Annotated in this window: 16 protein-coding genes; 11 read left to right on the top strand and 5 right to left on the bottom strand. The window is 62.5% G+C overall.

Annotated features, from left to right (window positions below; translation table 11 throughout):
- The first annotated feature begins 59 nt into the window (after positions 1 to 59).
- Positions 60 to 1,331: a tyrosine-type recombinase/integrase gene (locus tag WFP36_RS02160; protein WP_336977440.1), complete on the top strand. Its 1,272-nt coding sequence runs from the start codon at positions 60 to 62 to the stop codon at positions 1,329 to 1,331.
- Between the two features lie 87 nt (positions 1,332 to 1,418).
- On the opposite strand, the gene WFP36_RS02155 is transcribed toward WFP36_RS02160, so the two are convergent.
- Entirely contained in the window at positions 1,419 to 2,075 is a 657-nt protein-coding gene (locus tag WFP36_RS02155) for a lytic transglycosylase domain-containing protein (RefSeq protein WP_101794850.1), read from the bottom strand.
- A 124-nt stretch (positions 2,076 to 2,199) separates the two neighbouring features.
- Between WFP36_RS02155 and WFP36_RS02150 the strand changes: the two genes are divergently transcribed.
- The 4 genes from WFP36_RS02150 to WFP36_RS02135 all read left to right on the top strand — a co-directional run bounded on the left by WFP36_RS02150 (position 2,200) and on the right by WFP36_RS02135 (position 8,611).
- Positions 2,200 to 3,096, top strand: coding sequence for a DUF7146 domain-containing protein (locus WFP36_RS02150; RefSeq protein ID WP_336977438.1), 897 nt, complete (start codon positions 2,200 to 2,202; stop codon positions 3,094 to 3,096).
- Positions 3,097 to 3,171: 75 nt separating this feature from the next.
- Positions 3,172 to 7,413 carry a bifunctional class I SAM-dependent methyltransferase/DEAD/DEAH box helicase gene (locus WFP36_RS02145; protein WP_336977436.1) on the top strand — a complete coding sequence of 1,414 codons (4,242 nt, stop codon included), beginning with the start codon at positions 3,172 to 3,174 and terminating at the stop codon, positions 7,411 to 7,413.
- A 53-nt stretch (positions 7,414 to 7,466) separates the two neighbouring features.
- Positions 7,467 to 7,880, top strand: a complete 414-nt coding sequence (locus tag WFP36_RS02140) for an MbcA/ParS/Xre antitoxin family protein (protein ID WP_041550301.1) — start codon at positions 7,467 to 7,469, stop codon at positions 7,878 to 7,880.
- Positions 7,877 to 8,611: an RES family NAD+ phosphorylase gene (locus WFP36_RS02135; protein ID WP_336977432.1), complete on the top strand. Its 735-nt coding sequence runs from the start codon at positions 7,877 to 7,879 to the stop codon at positions 8,609 to 8,611. The genes WFP36_RS02140 and WFP36_RS02135 overlap by 4 nt, the downstream gene beginning before the upstream one ends.
- Positions 8,612 to 8,676: 65 nt before the next feature.
- Here the strand turns inward: WFP36_RS02135 and WFP36_RS02130 are convergent, their stop codons facing one another.
- The 4 genes from WFP36_RS02130 to WFP36_RS02115 all read right to left on the bottom strand — a co-directional run bounded on the left by WFP36_RS02130 (position 8,677) and on the right by WFP36_RS02115 (position 12,602).
- Positions 8,677 to 9,189, bottom strand: a complete 513-nt coding sequence (locus WFP36_RS02130) for a DUF6933 domain-containing protein (RefSeq protein ID WP_336977430.1) — start codon at positions 9,187 to 9,189, stop codon at positions 8,677 to 8,679.
- A 125-nt stretch (positions 9,190 to 9,314) separates the two neighbouring features.
- Positions 9,315 to 10,238: a TIR domain-containing protein gene (locus tag WFP36_RS02125; RefSeq protein ID WP_336977429.1), complete on the bottom strand. Its 924-nt coding sequence runs from the start codon at positions 10,236 to 10,238 to the stop codon at positions 9,315 to 9,317.
- A 14-nt stretch (positions 10,239 to 10,252) separates the two neighbouring features.
- Positions 10,253 to 11,071 carry an E2 domain-associated cysteine-rich protein gene (locus WFP36_RS02120; protein ID WP_336977428.1) on the bottom strand — a complete coding sequence of 273 codons (819 nt, stop codon included), beginning with the start codon at positions 11,069 to 11,071 and terminating at the stop codon, positions 10,253 to 10,255.
- 4 nt (positions 11,072 to 11,075) lie between these two features.
- Entirely contained in the window at positions 11,076 to 12,602 is a 1,527-nt protein-coding gene (locus tag WFP36_RS02115) for a nucleotidyl cyclase domain-containing protein (RefSeq protein WP_336977427.1), read from the bottom strand.
- A 164-nt stretch (positions 12,603 to 12,766) separates the two neighbouring features.
- Between WFP36_RS02115 and WFP36_RS02110 the strand changes: the two genes are divergently transcribed.
- The 6 genes from WFP36_RS02110 (at position 12,767) to WFP36_RS02085 (ending at position 18,225) form a co-directional block, all read left to right on the top strand.
- Positions 12,767 to 13,354 (top strand): RNA polymerase sigma factor, encoded by a 588-nt coding sequence (locus WFP36_RS02110; RefSeq protein WP_336977425.1) that lies wholly within the window; start codon positions 12,767 to 12,769, stop codon positions 13,352 to 13,354.
- Positions 13,351 to 13,734 (top strand): hypothetical protein, encoded by a 384-nt coding sequence (locus WFP36_RS02105; RefSeq protein WP_336977423.1) that lies wholly within the window; start codon positions 13,351 to 13,353, stop codon positions 13,732 to 13,734. The genes WFP36_RS02110 and WFP36_RS02105 overlap by 4 nt, the downstream gene beginning before the upstream one ends.
- A complete protein-coding gene (locus WFP36_RS02100; RefSeq protein ID WP_336977422.1) occupies positions 13,731 to 14,522 on the top strand; it encodes an ImmA/IrrE family metallo-endopeptidase in 792 nt (263 codons plus the stop codon). The genes WFP36_RS02105 and WFP36_RS02100 overlap by 4 nt, the downstream gene beginning before the upstream one ends.
- A gap of 171 nt (positions 14,523 to 14,693) precedes the next feature.
- Entirely contained in the window at positions 14,694 to 16,682 is a 1,989-nt protein-coding gene (locus WFP36_RS02095; protein WP_336977421.1) for a ParB/RepB/Spo0J family partition protein, read from the top strand.
- Positions 16,683 to 16,849: 167 nt separating this feature from the next.
- Entirely contained in the window at positions 16,850 to 17,791 is a 942-nt protein-coding gene (locus WFP36_RS02090) for an ArdC family protein (RefSeq protein WP_336977419.1), read from the top strand.
- 11 nt (positions 17,792 to 17,802) lie between these two features.
- Complete coding sequence (locus tag WFP36_RS02085; protein WP_336977417.1) at positions 17,803 to 18,225, top strand: hypothetical protein; 423 nt, start codon at positions 17,803 to 17,805, stop codon at positions 18,223 to 18,225.
- The last annotated feature ends 275 nt before the right edge of the window (positions 18,226 to 18,500 follow it).

The following is an 18,500-nucleotide window of genomic DNA, read 5'->3' as shown; positions in this document are numbered from 1 at the left end:
TGTTCTTGAAATGTTCGCCAGTATCCACTACAAAAAGCTACCTAAGGTAGCAGGTACATATGGCGAACAAAGTAGGTTTGACGGATGCGAAGATCGCAGGGCTGAAGGCGCCGACTGCGGGTCAGGTTGAGCTCGCCGATGGTATCGTACCCGGCCTTAGGCTCCGCATGGGTGCCAGTGGTATCAAGACGTACATTCTGCGCAAGCGGGTTCAGGGCAAATGGTTGAATGTGACAATCGGACGCCATGGGCCAAGCTTTACACTGGCCCATGCCCGAAAGAAGGCGCGCGATCTGCTTGTCGATGTCGAGCAGGGCAAGAGCATCGCCAGAAAGGCGGGGGCAAAGAGAAAGGGATCAAAAGGGGTCGGGACAGTCGCGGAACTCTACGAGACGTACCTTGCTCAGCAGATCGAGGGCAAAAAGCGGAGCGCGAGGGAGTTCGATCGAGTGTTCCGAAAATACATCGAGCCCGAGATTGGAGACCGGCTGGCGGACTCCATTACCCGAAGTGACGTGAGCCGCTTCGTTGAGAAAATTGCGTTCGAGCGGGGCAAGGAAACCCTGACGATGGCGCGCATCGTGTATCGCCATCTTTCGACCTTCTACACGTGGGCGCTCACCAGACTTGAGCATATGCCAGCCAACCCCTGCCGGGATGCGTGGCGCCCGAAGCGGAATGAGCCTCGCGACCGTGTACTCAGCGACCGTGAGCTTGCTGCGCTGTGGCAATCTGCGGTCGAGGATGGCTATCCGTTCGGCCATCTCGTGCAGATGCTTATTCTTACGGCTCAACGCAGAGGTGAAGTGCTTGATGCGGCGTGCGATGAGTTCGACTTCAAGGCGAAAGTCTGGACAGTTCCGGGCGACCGAGCGAAAAACGGCAAAGCGAATGTGGTGCCGCTATCCGCCCAGGCCCTGGCAGTCATCACCGAGATATTCATGGCGGCTGGCATCGACCCTGACGAGGCCCACAAGCAATCCCAGATCCTGTTGGCATCGAAGGTCACCAATACGAACAGCGTCAGCGGACTATCGAAGGCCTGGAAGCGCATCAGGGCAAGCGTGGACGAAAAGCTCGGCTATGAGGCCGGTCACTTCACAATGCATGATATTCGACGGACGGTGGCAACTGGTCTCCAGCGTCTTGGCATACCCTTGGTGGTTTCTGAGGCGGTGCTCAATCACCAGTCAGGATCAGCTATGGCTGGCGTCGCTGGCGTCTATCACCGTCACCAGTATACCAACGAGAAACGGGAGGCGTTGGCGCTGTGGGGTAAGGAGGTAATGCAGATTGCAGCCAAGTATCCAGTCGAAGTCAAAGTCGGCTAATCTCACAGGGGTTCGCAACCGCAACAAATCCGCCCAGCTAGAAACCGCAGGATGATGGGCCGTGCTATGGCCATCGTGGGTCGATCTTTAGAAACGCCATTGTCGAAGGACCTCTTGGACATATCCGGGCGTCTCGCCATTCCGGGGAATGCCGCCTGCGCGTTCCACTGCGCCGGGACCCGCATTGTAGGCAGCCACCGCGAGGTGAACCACGCCGAACCTGTCGAGCATCTGCCGCAGATACCGCGCCGCGCCGAAGATGTTGGCCATAGGATCGAAGCGATTGAAGACCCCGAGTTCTTTTGCCGTGGCTGGCATCAGCTGTCCAAGACCTGCTGCGCCTGCAGGGCTGACGGCGAAGGGGTTATATCGAGATTCTGTCCATACGAGCGCATCGAGCAGGCCCGCGGGCAATGAGTACTTCGCTTCCGCCGCATAGATGTGGGGAAGGTAGCTTGCTCGCCTGAAGTCGGAGGGGCCAGGTTTGGCCTTGGGTTCGTATCTGTATGGCAGGTTCACCCGGCCATTTTGTGGTACAATGAGACCCGATGCCGGGCCGGCCTGACGGGATGACCACAGCCCATGCTCGACCAGCTGGAAGCCGTTCGATGTTTCAGCAATCCGGATGCCTTCGGAGTGACTCGCGGGGGCTTCGATTGTGGCTGGCGCGGACAAATCCTGGGCTCTGGCGGAGGTAGCAGAGGTGATCGCGAAGCCTGCGACCAAGATAGCTTTCATTGTCATTTCTCGATCCTTCTATAGCCGAATCGAGTGAGAACATATATAGAACAAGTGGCGTAGGAAATTGGTTTGGCGCGAGTGCAGAGTGGAGGCTGCACAGGGAGGGCACCTCAACCGGAGAAGGTCGATGCCCCCGTTAGATAAACCTCATCAACTCGAACGCCGCGCCCGCGCGATCGTCGAAAGCCTTCAGGGTACATGGAGTCGGGGCAAAGGCATGTGCTGCTGCCCGGCGCATGATGACCGAACTCCCTCTTTGAGCGTGACACTGGGAAGAAAGGCGATCCTGTTTCATTGCTTCGCGGGATGCTCGAACGAGGAGGTCATAGCAGCACTGGACCGCCAGGGTGTTCGCAGCCGTGACCTGTTCGATGGCTCTAGTGCCGTGGTCGCTGATCGACAGGAAAATAGGGCCTTCGATTCCAACGCGCGGCGTTTGTGGCAATCGGCGACGGCGATCTCCGACAGCCCTGCCGAAGGATACCTCGCGCAGCGCGGGATCCTGCGTGCCTCTGATCAGCTCCGTTACCTCGAGCGCACGCCGCTCGGACCACGTGGGGCGGTCCAGTTCCTCCCTGCAATGTTGGCGAACGTCACGACTAACATCGGCACAATAGCGGTGCACAGGACGTTTATCGATACTGCGAGCGGCAAGTTGGCGGGTTTCGAGCGTCCCAAGCGTGCGCTGGGAAGCCTCAGCTGTGGTGCTGTCAGACTTGCCCCGCCAGCCGCGGGCCGGTTGGGCCTTGCCGAAGGTATCGAAAGCGCCCTGTCAGCCATGCAGCTGTTTGGGATTCCTTGCTGGGCAACGCTCGGGAACGAGCGGTTCGGCCTCGTCGCGATTCCCGAGAGTGTGCGCGAGCTCCACTTGTTCATCGACAATGATCCGGGAGGCGAGCTCGCGGATCAGCGCGCACGAAAGGCCTATTCTGCATCAGGCCGTGTGATCCACTCGCGAGCACCAGCGTCGACCGGTCTCGACTGGAACGATGAACTCAAGGCAAGGCTCGCTCGGCAAACCTGATCAGCGAGCCAGAGGGGAGGGGGCCTTCGGCTGATTGAGGCCTGCGAGGCGCAGGACCTCGTCAGGAGGTTTCCCATGTCCAACACTTCCCTCGCCTTCGCATTCGATCCACCATCTCCGCCGCTTGTCGTGACGGCAGCCAAAGCAATGGCGTTGCAATTGGCAGCAGGCAGCGCGCTTTCGCGCGGCGACATCAACCGCATCATGATGGACCACTTCGGCGGAACCGATGCACTCGGGGCATGGTCAGTCCGTGATGCTCACGCTGCGCTCGAGCTGGCGCAGGTTCAACATCTGCAAGCATCAGATCAAGTCCAGCCCACGAGCCCGATCGACGAGGCGGAACAGTTCTTCTGCGGTCTCGATGCCCGAGTTCCGACCCAAACCAATCGCAGCGACGAGCAGATCGAATGGCAGCAGTTTGCAACGCCGCCGCGGTTGGCCTGGCTTGCCGCACGGGCCTGCGGACTGATGCTCAACGAGCTCGTGCTCGAGCCCTCGGCCGGAACGGGGATGCTTGCGGTCTGGGCCGCCAAAGCCGGAGCCCGCCTAGTCCTGAACGAAATTTCACCGCTGCGCCGCGACTGCCTGACTGCGGTATTCCCGGATGCCCGCGTGACTGGACATGATGCCGAGCTGATCGACGAATTGCTCGATCCGGCCATCAGCCCCAGCGTCGTGCTGATGAACCCGCCCTATTCTCACGGGATCGAGCGGGGCCACGATGGCCGCACTGGGGCGAGGCATCTGCGATCGGCCTGGAACCGTCTGGCGTCCGGGGGGCGGCTTGTCGCGATCATGCCTGAATGGTTCGACTGCGTGCGGTTTTTGGCCGGGGCGAAAGGGCCAGTTTCGCTGAGGCTCAATGCCGCCGTCGAACGCGCGTTCGTCAGGCAGGGCACCGGCATTACCACGCGGCTGTTGGTCTTCGACAAGGTGGAAGACTCCAATGAGCCTGTCGCCATCCGCACAAACGACTTTCGCCAGCTGGTCGATATTGTCGATGCCTTGCCGGATCGCGCCATCTTGGATGCCGTTCCCGAGCAATCGAGCCTCCCGGCTCGTGCGCCGTTTCGCCTGGTGGCGGTGCCGCGCAGGCCGCTGCCGACACCAGCCAGGATCACGCCCCCAGCCTCCGCCATCGGGTCGCTCACCTATCAGTCGCTCGAAACCCCTGCGCGGCTTGCCCCTCAGGTTGGCCACTATCTGCCCTACCGCCCGAGCAGGATCGTCATCGATGGCGCGGCCGAGCATCCGACGCCCCTCGTTGAGTCAGTCGCAATGGGGTCGATCGCTGCACCCAAGCCGGACGCGGTGCCGCAGCTGCCTGGCGGACTTATCGCCAAAGGGTTGCTATCGAATGCCCAGGCAGAGACCCTGATCTACGCCGCCAGCGCTCACGGCCGCGATCTTCCCGGCCGGTTCGAGCCCGAGGAGAAGGGCTGTTCGCTCAAGGCTTCGGCGGAAGGACATACCTACCGGCAGGGCTATTTCCTTGGGGATGGCACCGGCGCTGGTAAAGGCCGCCAGGTCGCAAGCGTCATTCTCGATCGCTGGGTGCACGGCGAACGCCGCCATATCTGGATTTCGAAGAACGAGGCGTTGCTCGAAGATGCCCGGCGCGACTGGGCTGCGCTTGGCGGCCTCCCGATCGACATCCAACCTCTGGCGTCCTGGAAACTCGGCACCTCCATCGCGATGCGCGAGGGGATCCTCTTCGTGACCTATCCGACCTTGCGTTCGGGTCGAAACGACGCAACGCGCCTTGACCAGATCCTCGCTTGGGCCGGTGAGGATTTCGACGGCGTGATCGTGTTCGACGAAGCGCACGCCATGGCCAACGCTGCCGGCGGTGAAGGATCGCGCGGCAAGGTCAAGGGATCGGAGCAAGGCATTGCCGGGGTGCGTCTGCAGAACCTCCTGCCCCGGGCGCGCGTGCTGTACGCCTCGGCAACCGGTGCGTCCGACGTCAACAACCTGGCCTATGCGACGCGCCTCGGGCTCTGGGGTCCGGAGACCGCCTTCGCCAATCGCGAGGCTTTCGTTGCCGACATTCGCGACGGCGGCATCGCCGCGATGGAATTGGTTGCGCGGGACCTCAAGTCGCTCGGACTCTACACAGCCCGGGCCCTTTCATTCGCCGGTGTCGAATATGAGATCCTCGAGCATTGCCTGACCGAGGATCAGATCGCGATCTACGATGCCTACGCCGAAGCCTGGGCGATCATTCACACCAACCTGCGCGACGCGCTGGAGGCGACGCGGATCGTCGACTGCGAAACCGGAGGGACGCTCAACTCTGGTGCTAAGTCGGCAGCGCTGTCGATTTTCGAAGGAACCAAGCAGCGCTTCTTCGCGCAGCTGCTTCTGTCGATGAAGCTCCCCAGCTTGCTGCCCGCGATCGATACGGCGATCGCCGATGGGCATGCCGTTGTCGTGCAACTCGTCTCGACGGCAGAGGCCATGCTCGACCGGCGACTGGCCGACCTGTCTGACGAGGAGCGCGAAGCTCTCGAGATCGACCTCTCCCCGCGGGAATACGTGATCGACTACCTCGCAAAGAGCTTTCCAGTCCGCTTGATGGCGGTGTTCACCGACGAAAACGGCAATCCTCGCTCCGAGCCGATGAGCGACGAGCAAGGCGCACCGGTGCTTTGCCGCTCAGCGCTCGCTGCGCGCGACCGGATGATCGAGCAGCTCTGCGCCTTGCCGCCGATTGCCACCGCGCTTGATGCCATCATCGAACGCTTCGGCGTTGACCAAGTGGCAGAAGTCACCGGTCGCACACGTCGGCTCATCGTCGGCCGTGATGGTCGTCAGAAACTCCAATCCCGCTCGCCGCGCGCCAATGTCGCTGAAACCCAGGCATTCATGGACGGTGCCAAGCATATCCTGGTGTTCTCCGATGCCGGGGGAACCGGGCGCAGCTACCATGCCGATCTGGCCGCGAAGAACCAGGCTCGCCGCGTCCACTTCCTGCTCGAGCCGGGCTGGCGGGCTGACGCCGCAATCCAGGGGCTCGGACGGACCAATCGCACCAATCAGGCATCGGCCCCGCTGTTCAGGCCCGTGACGACAGATGTGCGCGGCGAGCGTCGCTTCATCTCGACGATCGCGCGGCGTCTGGACAGCCTTGGTGCTCTGACGCGTGGGCAGCGCCAGACCGGCGGGCAAAATCTGTTCGATCCGGCCGACAATCTCGAAAGCATCTACGCCAAGGAGGCGCTCCATCGCTGGTTCGGCCTGTTGTTCACCGGCAAGCTCGAAGCGGTCAGTCTCGGGCGCTTCCAGCAGCTGACAGGCCTTCGGATCGAAGGGCCCGACGGGTCGATGATCGATGACCTGCCGTCGATCCAGCGGTGGCTCAATCGCATCCTGGCGCTTCCCATTGCCCTGCAGAACGCGATCTTCGATGAGTTCATGGGACTGGTCGAAGCGCGCATCGATGCCGCCCGGCAGGCTGGCACGCTTGATCTCGGCCTAGAGACCATCGCGGTTGAGGACTTCACGGTCCTGTCCGACACGCTGCTGCGCACCGATCCGGCATCGGGCGCGACCACCCATCTGCTGGAACTGGAAATCGCCAGAGCCTTGAAGCCGCTCACGTTGAAGCGGCTCGAGGAGATCCACGGCCTCACTGGGCAGCGGCAGCGACCGGTTCGGAATGCCCGCTCTGGTCGGGTCGCCCTGCTGGTCCCCGCTCGCAGTATTCTTGCCGATGACGGCACGCGCGTGACCCGCTTCGAACTGCTGCGCCCGTTGAAGCGCACTCACATCACCGAGGACCAGCTCGCTGAGAGCAGCTGGGAGGCAATTTCCGTCGACGCTTTCCGCGAAGCTTGGGCGGCCGAAGTTGAGGAAGCGCGGACCAGCCATAAGCGCGAGCGCCTATATCTTGCGGCGGGCCTTCTGCTGCCGGTCTGGGACAAGCTGCCTTCGGACTTCGTTAGGGTCAGTCGCATCTCAGCGGCGGATGGCCGGTCGCTCCTTGGCCGGGAGGTTCCTCTCCATTGTGTTCCGGACCTGTGCCGGACGCTGGGTCTGGAACGCGAGCAAACGCTTTCCGCCGACGACATCGTCCAGACCGTCCTGGCGACGGGCCGAGCCATGGAATTCGCGGGACGCGAGCAGCTCATGGTCAAACGCAGCCTGGTCAATGGCTCACAGCGAATTGAGCTTACGGGATGGAGTGCTGGTCGGCTCGACTGGTACAAAGCCCAAGGCTGCTTTACCGAGATCATCCGCTATCAGACCCGGCTTTTCGTGCCGATCGAAGGCGCAGTGAGCGTGATTGCCAGACTGGCATCATCGGCATAGTTCCTTGCCAAATGGCATTATCTTGAATATATGCTGCCATATGGAGATCTGCTATGTTGGCTCTGCAACCCGTTGATACTGCCGTTACCGCCTTCCGGCCCGATCCAATTACCCAGGACGAGGCAGCTGCCATGTTCCGAGCAGCCATCAACCTGTTCGCCAAATGGGAACTGACCGATGAGCAGGCGGCAACCCTGCTCGACATGCCGGTACGTTCCTATCGGCGATGGAAGGCAGAAGGCCCGGGGCGCGTCTCGCGCGATGGCCGCGCTCGGCTCTCCAACCTCATGGGCATCCACAAGGCGCTTCGGATAATCTTCTCGGAGGCGGCCCGTGGTTATGGATGGATCAGGGCAGCCAACGACGCGTTCGGTGGATTCAGCGCTCTCGAGGTGATGCTCGGGGGCGAACTCACCGACATCATGCGGGTGCGTCGCTACCTCGACGCCGAACGTGGCGGCTGGTGAGCGGAGCGGCGGATATCGCGGTTTCTCGAGTTGAGTGGAAGGGCGCTGTTCGGATCATCCGCAGTGCCTTTCCACCGATCGACCTGTTCGAGGACATCGCTGATCCTGCCGACTGGCCGCTGCTGATCTCGGCAGAGCAGAAGACCAATCCCCGCATCATGGCGACGATCGGCAATCTTGACCTCGTTCCAGTCGAGCGGCGCGTAGGCGGAAACGGGGCATCCTACCTCATGGCGCCATTCACCCATGTCAGCACCGATCGGCCAAGCAGGTTTACCGATGGCAGCTACGGCGTGCTCTATGTTGGGAACCGGTTCGAGACCGCGCTGTTCGAGACGATCCACCACCATGCCCGCTTCATGGCACGGACTAGGCAAGCACCTGGCTGGACTTCGCAGTTCCGGGAAATCGTCATGACAGTCGATGCAGATTTGCATGATCTCCGAACTCTGGCGGGGGAGCCGGTTCCGGAACTCGATCCTGACAGCTACGCCGCATCTCAAGCGCTCGCGCGGCAGCTCAGGGGCGCGGGGTCGAACGGAATTGCCTACCCGAGCATCCGGCATCCCAGTGGGGAATGCGTCGCGCTCTTCTACCCGGACTGCGCGTCAAATCCCCTCCAGGGGCGGCACCTCGACTATCACTGGGATGGGGCGCGGGTTGATCTGGTTCGTGATGTGGGATCGGGCGCTGTCTTCCGGATTGTCGATTTGCCGCCCGATCCCGCCTGACCGAACGAGCTGGGTTTCCAGACAAGTGCTGTGGGATCCCCGAGCGCAGTGAACGGCCAGCAGGCTCATGCCTGCGAACCAGCCTTCACGAGTTCATGAAGGGCTTTGTCCGGCGACACCGGGCCCTTGTACAGCGGGCTACATGGTGTCTCCGCTAACTTGGCGGAAATCGCCAGGAGGTCGTCATCATCACCCTTCTGATAGGCATAGGCGGCCAGCCAGAACTCGGCCTGCTTCACGAACTCATTGAGGATGCCTAAGACGCTCCGGTTCGCCGTCTTGGCGTACTGGACCTTGTCCATTCGCCAGACTTCCTGAGCGATGAATTCGCTTGGGGCGCCGTGCTCCTTCAGAACCAGCGCCAATTGTGCGGGAAATCTTCGAGCAAGCGTAGCCGCTGGGGCCAGCGGCATGAGCACGGGAAGCAGCGTGCGCTCAGAAACTAGCAAAGCTACCTGCGGCTTCCAGAACATCACCGTGGCATACCAATTGCCCAGGGCGGTGTCGCTTTGCCCAGGGGCAACGATTTCCGGTTTGATCCGATCGAGCAGTTTCTTGGTGCAGCGCAGGTGGAACATCGCGTCGAAAGGATAGAGTTATGTGCTCAGCGCGTCCATAAGCGCCACTGTCATTGCCAATGAAATGGCCATATCCACTCGTTAGGGGGTAACGACACCGTATACCCCACAGTAAACTGGCCGCTTCAGCCAGCACGCCGGTCACGTCGGACGCCGATGAACTCAATGCGCTCACGCGCCTCATCGCAAGCTTTTGCGACGGTTCGTATCAGCTTGTCTTTGTCGGTGCCTTGGTAACGCAACGTCGTGAGCCCCGCCAAGTCCGAGGGCAGCTTGACCTCCGCGCCTGCGTCCACGAGCAGGAAGGAACGTTCCCGACCCAGACGGCCCACCGAGATTCCGTATTCGATGTGCACGTTGTCGCGCGGAACATTGTGGCTATCGCCACGCGACACGAGCGCGTCGTCCGCTCTGGCGACCGCGATGGTGAAGTCCGCCCGTTCGATCGCATCCTCAAGGCAACTGATCGGATATTCGGAGATGGCGAAGGTCCCCTGATCCCAGAGGTAGACCGCCATGTTGTCCGCATCGAGATACTTTCGAATCAAGCGGGCCACGTCCATGCCTTCGCTCGACGAGATCACGAAGACGCGGGGATGCTCATTGGCGGCACCGCATTCCAGATTGCGATGGTCCAGCTGATCCGCGACCGCATCCGCCGTTGTCTTCCAGAATTCCACGTCCGAGCCGACGATCTGGTCAACATCCTCGAGAGCGACCTTTAGGACGAGGCTCGGCTTGGACGCGCGAAGGGTCGCTGTCCGGGGGCGTGAGCGGCTCAAGCCCGCGATCTCGCCGACGGATTCGCCGGCCACCCGCGTCTGTTTGTTCTGCCCGTTCACGAAAGCATGGAATTCGCCCGCGAGGATAAAGTACAGGTCGTTGTCCCAGCCGCCCTGCTCAATGAGCACCTCTCCAGGAGCACATTCAACGACCCGACCGGCGTCGGCAAATTTCTGAGCCAGTTCCCTGTCGTTGCGCACCAGCCTCTGCCTCAGGAGCGCCTCTACGACGCCAGCCTTATCGAATCTGTCCTTCAAGCTCGTCATTCACCAACCCCTGATCAACCGGCTCGTTCGGCATGGACGGAAGTTTCCGTCTTCGCGAGCGGACAGCCGTCCATCGTTCCACAACACTGGGCGCCATCGAAACCCTTCCAGAAACGGCGCTCCTGTTCCGCCATCAACTGCAATTCGAGCGCCAAGTCTGCGGCAGCCGCGCCGTGGTCGCCACATGATTTCAGGACGACGGGTCGAAGCCGCGCTCCTTTCGGACACAGGCATGGCCGCCGCTGGTTCACGACGCGCCGGTCGCGGCGCCACACCGAATACAATCGGCGGCCGTTGCGCAGCAGCCGCACCGCTGGTCCATGGGCGCTGCTGTTGGATACCTCGACGGTCAAACGCCCGTCAGCCAAATCTTCAGGGAAGGACGCGCCGAGCCGGCCAGCCGCGCGTTCAGCGTGCAGTTGATGCATCGCTGCCTTCTCACCGTGAGCGCGGCCATTAGCATCGGGCCACTGGCGAAGCCGCGCAGCTCTGACCTGCTGCTGCAGGAATCGGATCAATGTCTCCCACCAGATGCGGGCTGCCGAGACGTTGTCGATGACGATGTCGTCCACCGCCCGCCAGAACAAGCAGAAGCTACCGTCGCGGTTTATGTGCCGCTCCGGACAGAACTCGGGAAGCAGGAGGGGCTTCTCCTCCCGCGCAGTGGCGACACCGCCGAAGACCGCGATCACGAGACGATAGGCGTGGCTCCGACCATCGGCGAGCGGAACCGGCAACCGAACCTTCAGCTCGAAGCGGGTGCGTGCAATCTCGACGGCACCAAAATCCGCCGCGGAGGACGCTATGATGTCGAGGTCGTCGCTCGGCGACATAGGCTCACTTGTGCTCCGAGTAGGGCCGGATGACGCGCTCCGACGCCGCGGCGATGGCCGGCATAGAGAAGGCCGCGCGCTTCGCCGCCGACGCCGTGTCGTCACCTTTCTCCGCGAGCGCCTCCACGGCCTCGTTGTAGTCGAGACCCTTCACCTTGCGCCGCGAGCCGAACAGGTCGCGCACCGCCTTCGTCCCGGCATCATGCGCCAGTGGTCCAATGGCGGTTTCGTCACCGGAGCACCTCGTCTGTTCCGTCTCGGATGCGAGGACGCCGCGGCTGACCGAGCAGCGGACGCGGTCGCCCTGCATGCCGAGCCTCGTGACGTTCATGGGCCCGAACTCGAAGCCGATCGCGAGACCCAGGCCCTCGGTGTCGATCCCTTCGGCGCCGAGCTTCTCGAGCGCCAGCTCGAAACTGGATCGCAAGGCTCCGGCGCAGAGCGTCGCCGTGCTGACTGTCTCCTCGTCGTCGGTCGTGTGAACGGTGCCATCGCAAAGCAGGCCATGCAGGCAGTCGCCGATGAAGCGAATACGGCGGCCGTCGAAGTCGCAGGTCAGCACCCGATCCAACTCGGCCCTGATGACGTGGAACACGCGGACCACATCTTCGGAAGAGTCTTCGATGTGGCGCGCGACGTAGGCAGTGAAGCCATCGATGTCGGCATAGACCGACGCCGCCTCCTGCCGCTTGGTGTTGGCGGGCGTGAGGGTCGTGATGTCGAGGGTGCGCAGCGGTGGCGTGTGGCGGGAAAACTCAAAGGAGCCGATCGGATTTTTTTTGAGATCCTCGCGCCATTCCGCCACGATGGTGTCCTTCGACACGCCGAGATCCGCCGCATCCTGGCAGGCTGCGATCTCGGCGGTGGTTAATGGCGTGTTGGCCGGCCTGGCCGCCTCCGCGAGCCCGATGGCCAGACGCGCGTTGTTAGTGAGGTAGATCCCGGTGCTGGAACCTCCGCCCGACATCTTCGCCGCGTGGTTGGCAGGCTCCCCCAGAAACAGGGGTTCGCGCCCGCCGCGCCGACCGTTGTTGACCGCCAGGGCCTCGCCGGTGTCAATCCCCACCCGGACGTCCGCATCGGGAATGTGCTCGTCGTCGTCACCGGTCTCATGAAGCACGTCGATGATGAGCTGGGCGATCGCGACCGCGCGCCGAACCCGCTTAGCCTCCGCATTGTTCTCCGAGCTGTAGGGCTTCGCGATCAGGGCGTGCAGGCGCTGGTTGTGGAAGTCGACGCGGCGGGCGTCGCATCGGGCGAGAATGCGATGAACGGCACGGTAGTGGAGGTTGAGGAAGCGCAACGTGCGGCGGTGGCACGTGACACCTTCATCCGCCGTGACGTTCAGCATGTCGGTCAGGTTCAGTATGTCGGCGTATAGATGTACACCGTCGACCCTGAACGCCTTGTTTGCCGGGATGTTCTCCAGCGACACGTCGCGGCGGTAGTCGACGATCGTCACCGTCTTGACGTCCTTGATCTTCTTCTCGATGTGATCGGCCGCCCGATCGTGCTTCCAGTCCTTCGCCATGCTTCTGCTCCAAATCGGATCGATGGCGATCGGGGCACTTGCCAAGTCGCCGATTGCCGCCTTCAATTACGTATGCGGCCGTCGGCCCTTCCTCGGACGGGGGGCAAAAAACTTGTCCGGAATTTTGTTCGGCGCCGCATACCAAGACAGGAGGGCCGAAGCGCGTGCAGGACGCGGTCTACAAGGAGGAATCGCAGGATGCCGACCACCTGTCGGTTGAAGAGTTGCGGGAAGCTATCCGGCAGCTCGGCAAAGGCGACGCCGCGAAGATCCGTCAGGCCGCTCGCTGGTTCGAGCGCCGGTGCGGCATGCCCGCCGATGATCTGATGCAGGAGGCATTCGTCCGGATGCTGGGCGGAAGTCGGCGCGTTCCTCGTGAACCAAGCTTCGTCGCCGTGGTGCTGCAGGTCATTCGGAGCATCGCGTCAGGCGAGATGGACGCAATTGCCAAAGGGCACCGGGAGGTCCGGCCGATTCCGAACGGTACGGATGGTCCGGAGATGGTGGATTGCGGCCCTTCGCCCGAGTGCTTGGTCCTGTCGGCGCACGATGGTGGGCAGATACTTACGACGATCGACCACCTCATCGAAGACGATGAACAACTCCAACTTCTCGTGGAGGGTCTGTGCGACGGGATGATGGGAGAGGAACTGGAGCAGCTCCTCGAGGTTGACACGAAAGGCCTCGCCACCATTCGTAAACGTCTTAAACGTAGACTGCTGAGTGCTTTTCCGAAAGGACGGGAGCAATGAGCGATAAAAACGGGTGCGACATGGACCGGCTCTCGCTCATCGATGATTTCGTGATTGAGAGCATCCTAGCCGAGGAAGCCGAGGAAACCGGCGAGGATGACCTCGCTGCGGTCCTGAACGCCATGGATCGAGCCGAGGTGGCACTTCGGAAGGGCCGCTTGGCGACGCTCCGCAAGCAGATCGACCAAGAGCGCGCCGTGCCGCGGGTGCTCAACTTCGACGCGGATCGCATGAGAGCGAAGCTCGCGGCCGCCGCCAACGATCCGGGGTTCCGCATGACGCTGGCCGCGCGCAGCGCGAAGTCCGACGGCGATGAACAAAGCCTGCTGGAGGACCTCGCCGAACTCGAGCGCGACGCCGGCGACGACGTAAATACGTGATAGCTTCGCTTACCGCCGCGGAACAGGCGCTGCAGGCGCTCGGCATCACTGCCCCCGAGGAGATCGACATCGAGGTCGTCGCCCTCTCGCTCGGGGCGAAGGTCAAGTACAGGCACCTCGAGTCATGCGAAGCCCGCATCGTCGGTCAGGCTGAGCGCGCGATAATTACAGTCGACTCCCGGGCCACTCCACGGCGCAAGCGCTTCTCGATTGCGCACGAACTTGGCCACTGGCATCGCCACCGAGGGCTCTGCCTCACCTGTCGGACTCAGGACATCGGCCGGCCCTTGAGCGACGGGCGTCGCGAGCGCGTAGCCGGGAATCCAGAACTACAGGCCGACGCCTATGCATCCGATCTGCTGCTCCCCGGATACATCTTCAGGCCGTTGATTGCTGATGTTGACCGCTTGACGATATCGGCGGTGAAGGCCTTGGCCGACAGGTTCGAGACGAGCATGACGGCCACGACCATCAAGGCGTTGGGCACAAATCGGTTCCCCTCGATGCTGGTCTGTCACTCGCAAGCGGGCATGCGCTGGTTCCGACGGCCGCCGATTATCCCTGAGCGATGGTTTCCCAGGTCGGATCTGCTTGCAGAAAGCCCCTGTTTTCGGATGCTGTTCAACGATGGCCCGGAACAAAAGCAGCCGACGAAGGTCAAGGCTTCATACTGGTTCGATCACCCTCTGGCCGAACGTTTCACGGTCACCGAGCAAACGTTTCGGCTTCCGGGCGACAGCGTGGCAACTCTGGTCACGCTTGATGATCCCAAAATGTTGCAACTCTAGAACCGCATAAAATAGCTTCTCTAATCAATTTTTTGTCAAAAGGAGGTGCGTCGATGCGACCTTTTGGCATTTCGTACTGACAAAGCAAGAGAGGGGAGTGGGCTTTGTCCTGATTGAGCCATTTGGGCGTCGATGGTCGATGCACCGGGCTCACAATCAGGAGTGTGTCCCATGATCAAGGCGATCCCGCTGAACAAGCTCGTTCAGTCTCCCCGCAATGTCCGCCGTCACAGTGATACGGCAGCAGATGCTGAGCTTAAGGCCAGCATTGCAGCCTGTGGCCTGCTACAGAACCTCATCGTCAGGCCCACCGCCAAGGCCAAGTTCGAGGTCGAAGCCGGTGAGCGGCGTCGGCGCGCAATGCTCGCGCTGGCAGACGAAAAGATCCTTGCCCGTGATCACGAAGTCACCTGCCTTGTGCTCGAAGACAGCGCTGAGGTCGCGGTCGAGACCAGCCTTGCGGAGAACTTTCACCGCCTCGCCATGAACCCGGCCGACGAAGCCCAGGCCTTTGCCGCGCTCGTGGCAGGCGGTGCGACCGTCGAGGACGTTGCCCGCCGCTTCGGTCTGACTGTTCGCTTCGTTGATGGCCGGCTGCGTCTCGCGAACCTTGCGCCTGTGGTTTTTGAGGCACTGGCCTCCGGGGAAATCACCCTCGATATCGCCAAGGCCTTCGGCGCGACCTCGGATCAGGACATCCAGGCCCGGGTGTTCGAGCAGGTTTCCTCGGCCTACTACGCACCCAATCCCGACAGCATCCGGCGCATGGTCCTCTCCGGCACAGTCCGGGGCAGCGATCCGCGCGCCCGTCTCGTTGGCCGCGATGCCTACATTGCCGCGGGCGGCCGGATCGAGCGTGAGCTGTTCGACAACGACGACAGCGAATCCTGGGTCGATGTTGCGCTGCTCGAAAGCCTTGCCGCCGCGAAGATGGAAGAGCAGGCCAAAGCCATCGCCGCCGAGCATGGTCTTGCCTGGGTCAGGCCGACGCTCGATCCCTATGCCAGCCACGATCTGGTTGAAGGGCTGGTCCGGCTGCCTGCGGAACCGGCGCCATTGACCGAAGCTGAAGTGGCAAGGCTCGACGAACTCGATGCCTCCTATGACGAGCACGCGGCGATCCTTGAAGACGAGGACAGTGCCGAGGAGGCCGTGGCCGCGGCCGAAGCGGCTATCGAGGCGATCGAGCGCGAATGCCAAGACATTCGTGTCCGCCCGCCCGTCATCGCGCCGGAGCTCAAGGCCGAGGCAGGAATGGTGCTGGTGCTCTCCCGCGATGGCACGCCGGTTCTCCAGCCGGTGTTCTACGGCGAGCGTCAAGCGGATCCCGCCGATGGCGCCAGCGGGATCGAGGTCGTTGCCGGCGAGGAAGGTTCGGATAGGCGCCGGACCACCTTGTCGAAGCGTCTGGTTGACGAGCTCGCCATGCAGCGCCGCGATGTTCTGGCACTGCACGTTGCGTCCGACCCCGGGCTGGCGCTCGACCTCATGGTCTTCACGCTCGCTGATGCCGATACCCACGACTGGCGGGCGCGGGCTGCGAGCACGCTGCGCGCGCCTGTTCCGGCAGGCCCGATCATCGGCTTCGAAGCCAAGGATGCTCCGGCGAGCAGCGGGTTTGCTGAGTTCAGATCCGGCCTCGACGAAAGCTGGCGTGCGGGCACCGACGTGACTGCCCGCTTCGATCTGTTTCGGGCGCTGCCCGATGAAAGCCGAGCCGCATGGCTTGGCTTTGTCGTTGCCCGGTCGCTCGAGGCAAGCCTCAACATGTCCGGTGAGCGCCAGCTTCCGTTCCAGGATCACCTTGGCAGCCTGATCGGCATCGACATGGCGCAGTGGTGGCGTCCGACAACCGCCAACTACTTTGACCGGGTGTCGAAGCAGGTGATCCTCGATGCGTTGACCGATGTCGGCGGTCTCGAACTCTCTTCGCGCTTTGCCTCGGTCAAGAAGGGTGACCTCGCGATGAGCGCCGAGCGCGTCTTCGCCGGCACCTACATCACCGAGGTCGAGGTCCGCGAAAAGGCCCTGGCCTGGGTGCCTGAGGTCATGCGGTTTGCCTCCGCTGCCCCGGAGGCTGGCGAAGCCGAGATCGACGCAAGCGACGTTGAGCCTGGTGTCGACGGCGAAACTCATACCCCCCACGAGCTGGCCGCCTGACCTCCTCCTGACAGGCTCGGCCACTCGCACCTCGAGAAGCGGTCCTTCGGCTCACGCCGGAGGGCCGCTTCCTTTTTGGGAGAAGAGCAGAGGGGGCTCGGGACCCTGTGGCACTGACCGGCGAACCCGTCGCCGATTGTCCAGATGCCTCAGTCAGGAGAACCATCATGGCCTATCGCAAGGGGCAGGGCGGCGGCTTGTCGCCCGCCACCCGCATCACTCAGGAAATCATCGCCCGTCTGGAAGCGGGCACGAAGCCGTGGATCAAGACGTGGCGAGGTGCCCCGGTCTCTCGGCCCTTGCGGGCCTGTGGGATTCCGTACCGAGGCATGAACGTGTTCTGGCTTTGGATGGTCGCCGACATGTGCGGCTACGCCTCGCCATTCTGGATGACCTACAATCAGGCAAAATCGCTCGGAGCTCAGGTCCGCAAGGGCGAGAAGTCGACCATCGCGATCTTCTACAAGAGCTACACAAAGGAGGTCGAAGCTCCCGAGACTGGCGAAAAGACCGACGAAGCCCGCCGGGTGCTGAAGGCCTATCCAGTCTTCAATGCCGATCAGGTCGAGGGTCTGCCTGAGCGCTTCCATCCTGCCGCGACGTTGGAACTGGTCGAGCCTGAAGGGCGCGAAGCCGAGCTCGACGTCTTCTTCGCTGCCATCCCCGTCAACCTGCGCCACCAAGGCTGCGAAGCCTATTACGAACCGACTGCGGATCGCGTCACGATGCCGCCGGTCAGCCTGTTTGGCGGCTTCGATCACTACTACGCCACGCTCGCACACGAGCTGTCGCACTGGACCGGCCATGCCAGCCGTCTGGGGCGTGATCTCAAGAACCGCTTTGGCACGGCGGCTTATGCCGCCGAAGAACTGGTAGCCGAGCTATCGAGCGCCATGCTCGGCGCTGAGCTGGGCCTGCCCGTCACACATCTCGACAGCCACGCGAGCTACATCGATCATTGGCTCAAGCTTCTGAAGGATGACGATCGCGCCATCCTGACTGCTGCCGCCAAGGCTGAGGAGGCGTCGACCCTGCTGCTGAAGCTTGGCGGAAGAGGCATGCCCGAACAGTTTGACGACGCGTCAGACGAAGCTGCGCTTGCGGCCTAAGGGAGGATGCCATGGGCCGATCAGTCAGCTATCCCGGCGGCGCAATCGTCGCCTTCACAGTGCTTGAGGTCGAAGCCGAGGACGACTGGGAATTCCAGTACGATTGGCTGCGCGAGGATTTGCGCGAGCGGGCCGCCCAAGCCTTCCCGTCGCTGATCCCGCATGACGGATGGCGCGGCCGAGAAGACCGGATCCTCATGCGCAATGCCTACGCAGATTTCGGCCTATCGGTCTACGGTGGGCTGGTGGCCGTATGGATCGTTGAACGCGATGATCGAGCCTATTGGGACGCCGATTGGCGCACGGCCCGCTCACCGCGGGCACAGCGCTGGCTGTCGCAGATCGCATCCCGTTTCGATGCCATGTTTGGCGACTACGAGTGCCTCGGGCACATGTCGAACGGCGAGGGGGTCTACATCAAGCGCGCAGCTTGAGGCCTGTGAGTTGGTTGGTCGCGGCGCTGGGTTGCCATCCCTGACTGCACTTTGCCGGCCGCTCATGGTCTGGCGGCATGCGAGAGAGGCCCTGAGCCAGCCGCCAGTCTTGCGCAACCCGGCTTGAGCGGGCCCGTGTTGGCCTTGGCCCTTCAGGCTTAAGGCCTGCCCGCGCCAGCCCGCCAAGACGGGTTCCCCCTTACGGGTGCGCAAGTCCTGCCTGAAGCTGGCCCTGAAGGGCTCTCGCTGGCGCAGCCATGAACGGGTGCGTCGGC

The sequence above is a fragment of the Fulverythrobacter fulvus genome (assembly GCF_037154085.1).
Classification (GTDB): Bacteria; Pseudomonadota; Alphaproteobacteria; order Sphingomonadales; family Sphingomonadaceae; genus Andeanibacterium; species Andeanibacterium fulvum.
Note: the sequence above shows the minus strand (reverse complement) of the source record. Positions and strands in the feature narration are given on the sequence as shown.

Bases quoted from the DNA above. Each gene is read 5' to 3' on its own strand.
- WFP36_RS02150 (WP_336977438.1), top strand. From the start codon at position 2,200: ATGCCCCCGTTAGATAAACCTCATCAACTCGAACGCCGCGCCCGCGCG.
- WFP36_RS02130 (WP_336977430.1), bottom strand. From the start codon at position 9,189: ATGTTCCACCTGCGCTGCACCAAGAAACTGCTCGATCGGATCAAACCG.
- WFP36_RS02160 (WP_336977440.1), top strand. From the start codon at position 60: ATGGCGAACAAAGTAGGTTTGACGGATGCGAAGATCGCAGGGCTGAAG.
- WFP36_RS02095 (WP_336977421.1), top strand. From the start codon at position 14,694: ATGATCAAGGCGATCCCGCTGAACAAGCTCGTTCAGTCTCCCCGCAAT.
- WFP36_RS02145 (WP_336977436.1), top strand. From the start codon at position 3,172: ATGTCCAACACTTCCCTCGCCTTCGCATTCGATCCACCATCTCCGCCG.
- WFP36_RS02105 (WP_336977423.1), top strand. From the start codon at position 13,351: ATGAGCGATAAAAACGGGTGCGACATGGACCGGCTCTCGCTCATCGAT.
- WFP36_RS02125 (WP_336977429.1), bottom strand. From the start codon at position 10,238: ATGACGAGCTTGAAGGACAGATTCGATAAGGCTGGCGTCGTAGAGGCG.
- WFP36_RS02120 (WP_336977428.1), bottom strand. From the start codon at position 11,071: ATGTCGCCGAGCGACGACCTCGACATCATAGCGTCCTCCGCGGCGGAT.
- WFP36_RS02115 (WP_336977427.1), bottom strand. From the start codon at position 12,602: ATGGCGAAGGACTGGAAGCACGATCGGGCGGCCGATCACATCGAGAAG.
- WFP36_RS02085 (WP_336977417.1), top strand. From the start codon at position 17,803: ATGGGCCGATCAGTCAGCTATCCCGGCGGCGCAATCGTCGCCTTCACA.
- WFP36_RS02090 (WP_336977419.1), top strand. From the start codon at position 16,850: ATGGCCTATCGCAAGGGGCAGGGCGGCGGCTTGTCGCCCGCCACCCGC.
- WFP36_RS02155 (WP_101794850.1), bottom strand. From the start codon at position 2,075: ATGACAATGAAAGCTATCTTGGTCGCAGGCTTCGCGATCACCTCTGCT.
- WFP36_RS02140 (WP_041550301.1), top strand. From the start codon at position 7,467: ATGTTGGCTCTGCAACCCGTTGATACTGCCGTTACCGCCTTCCGGCCC.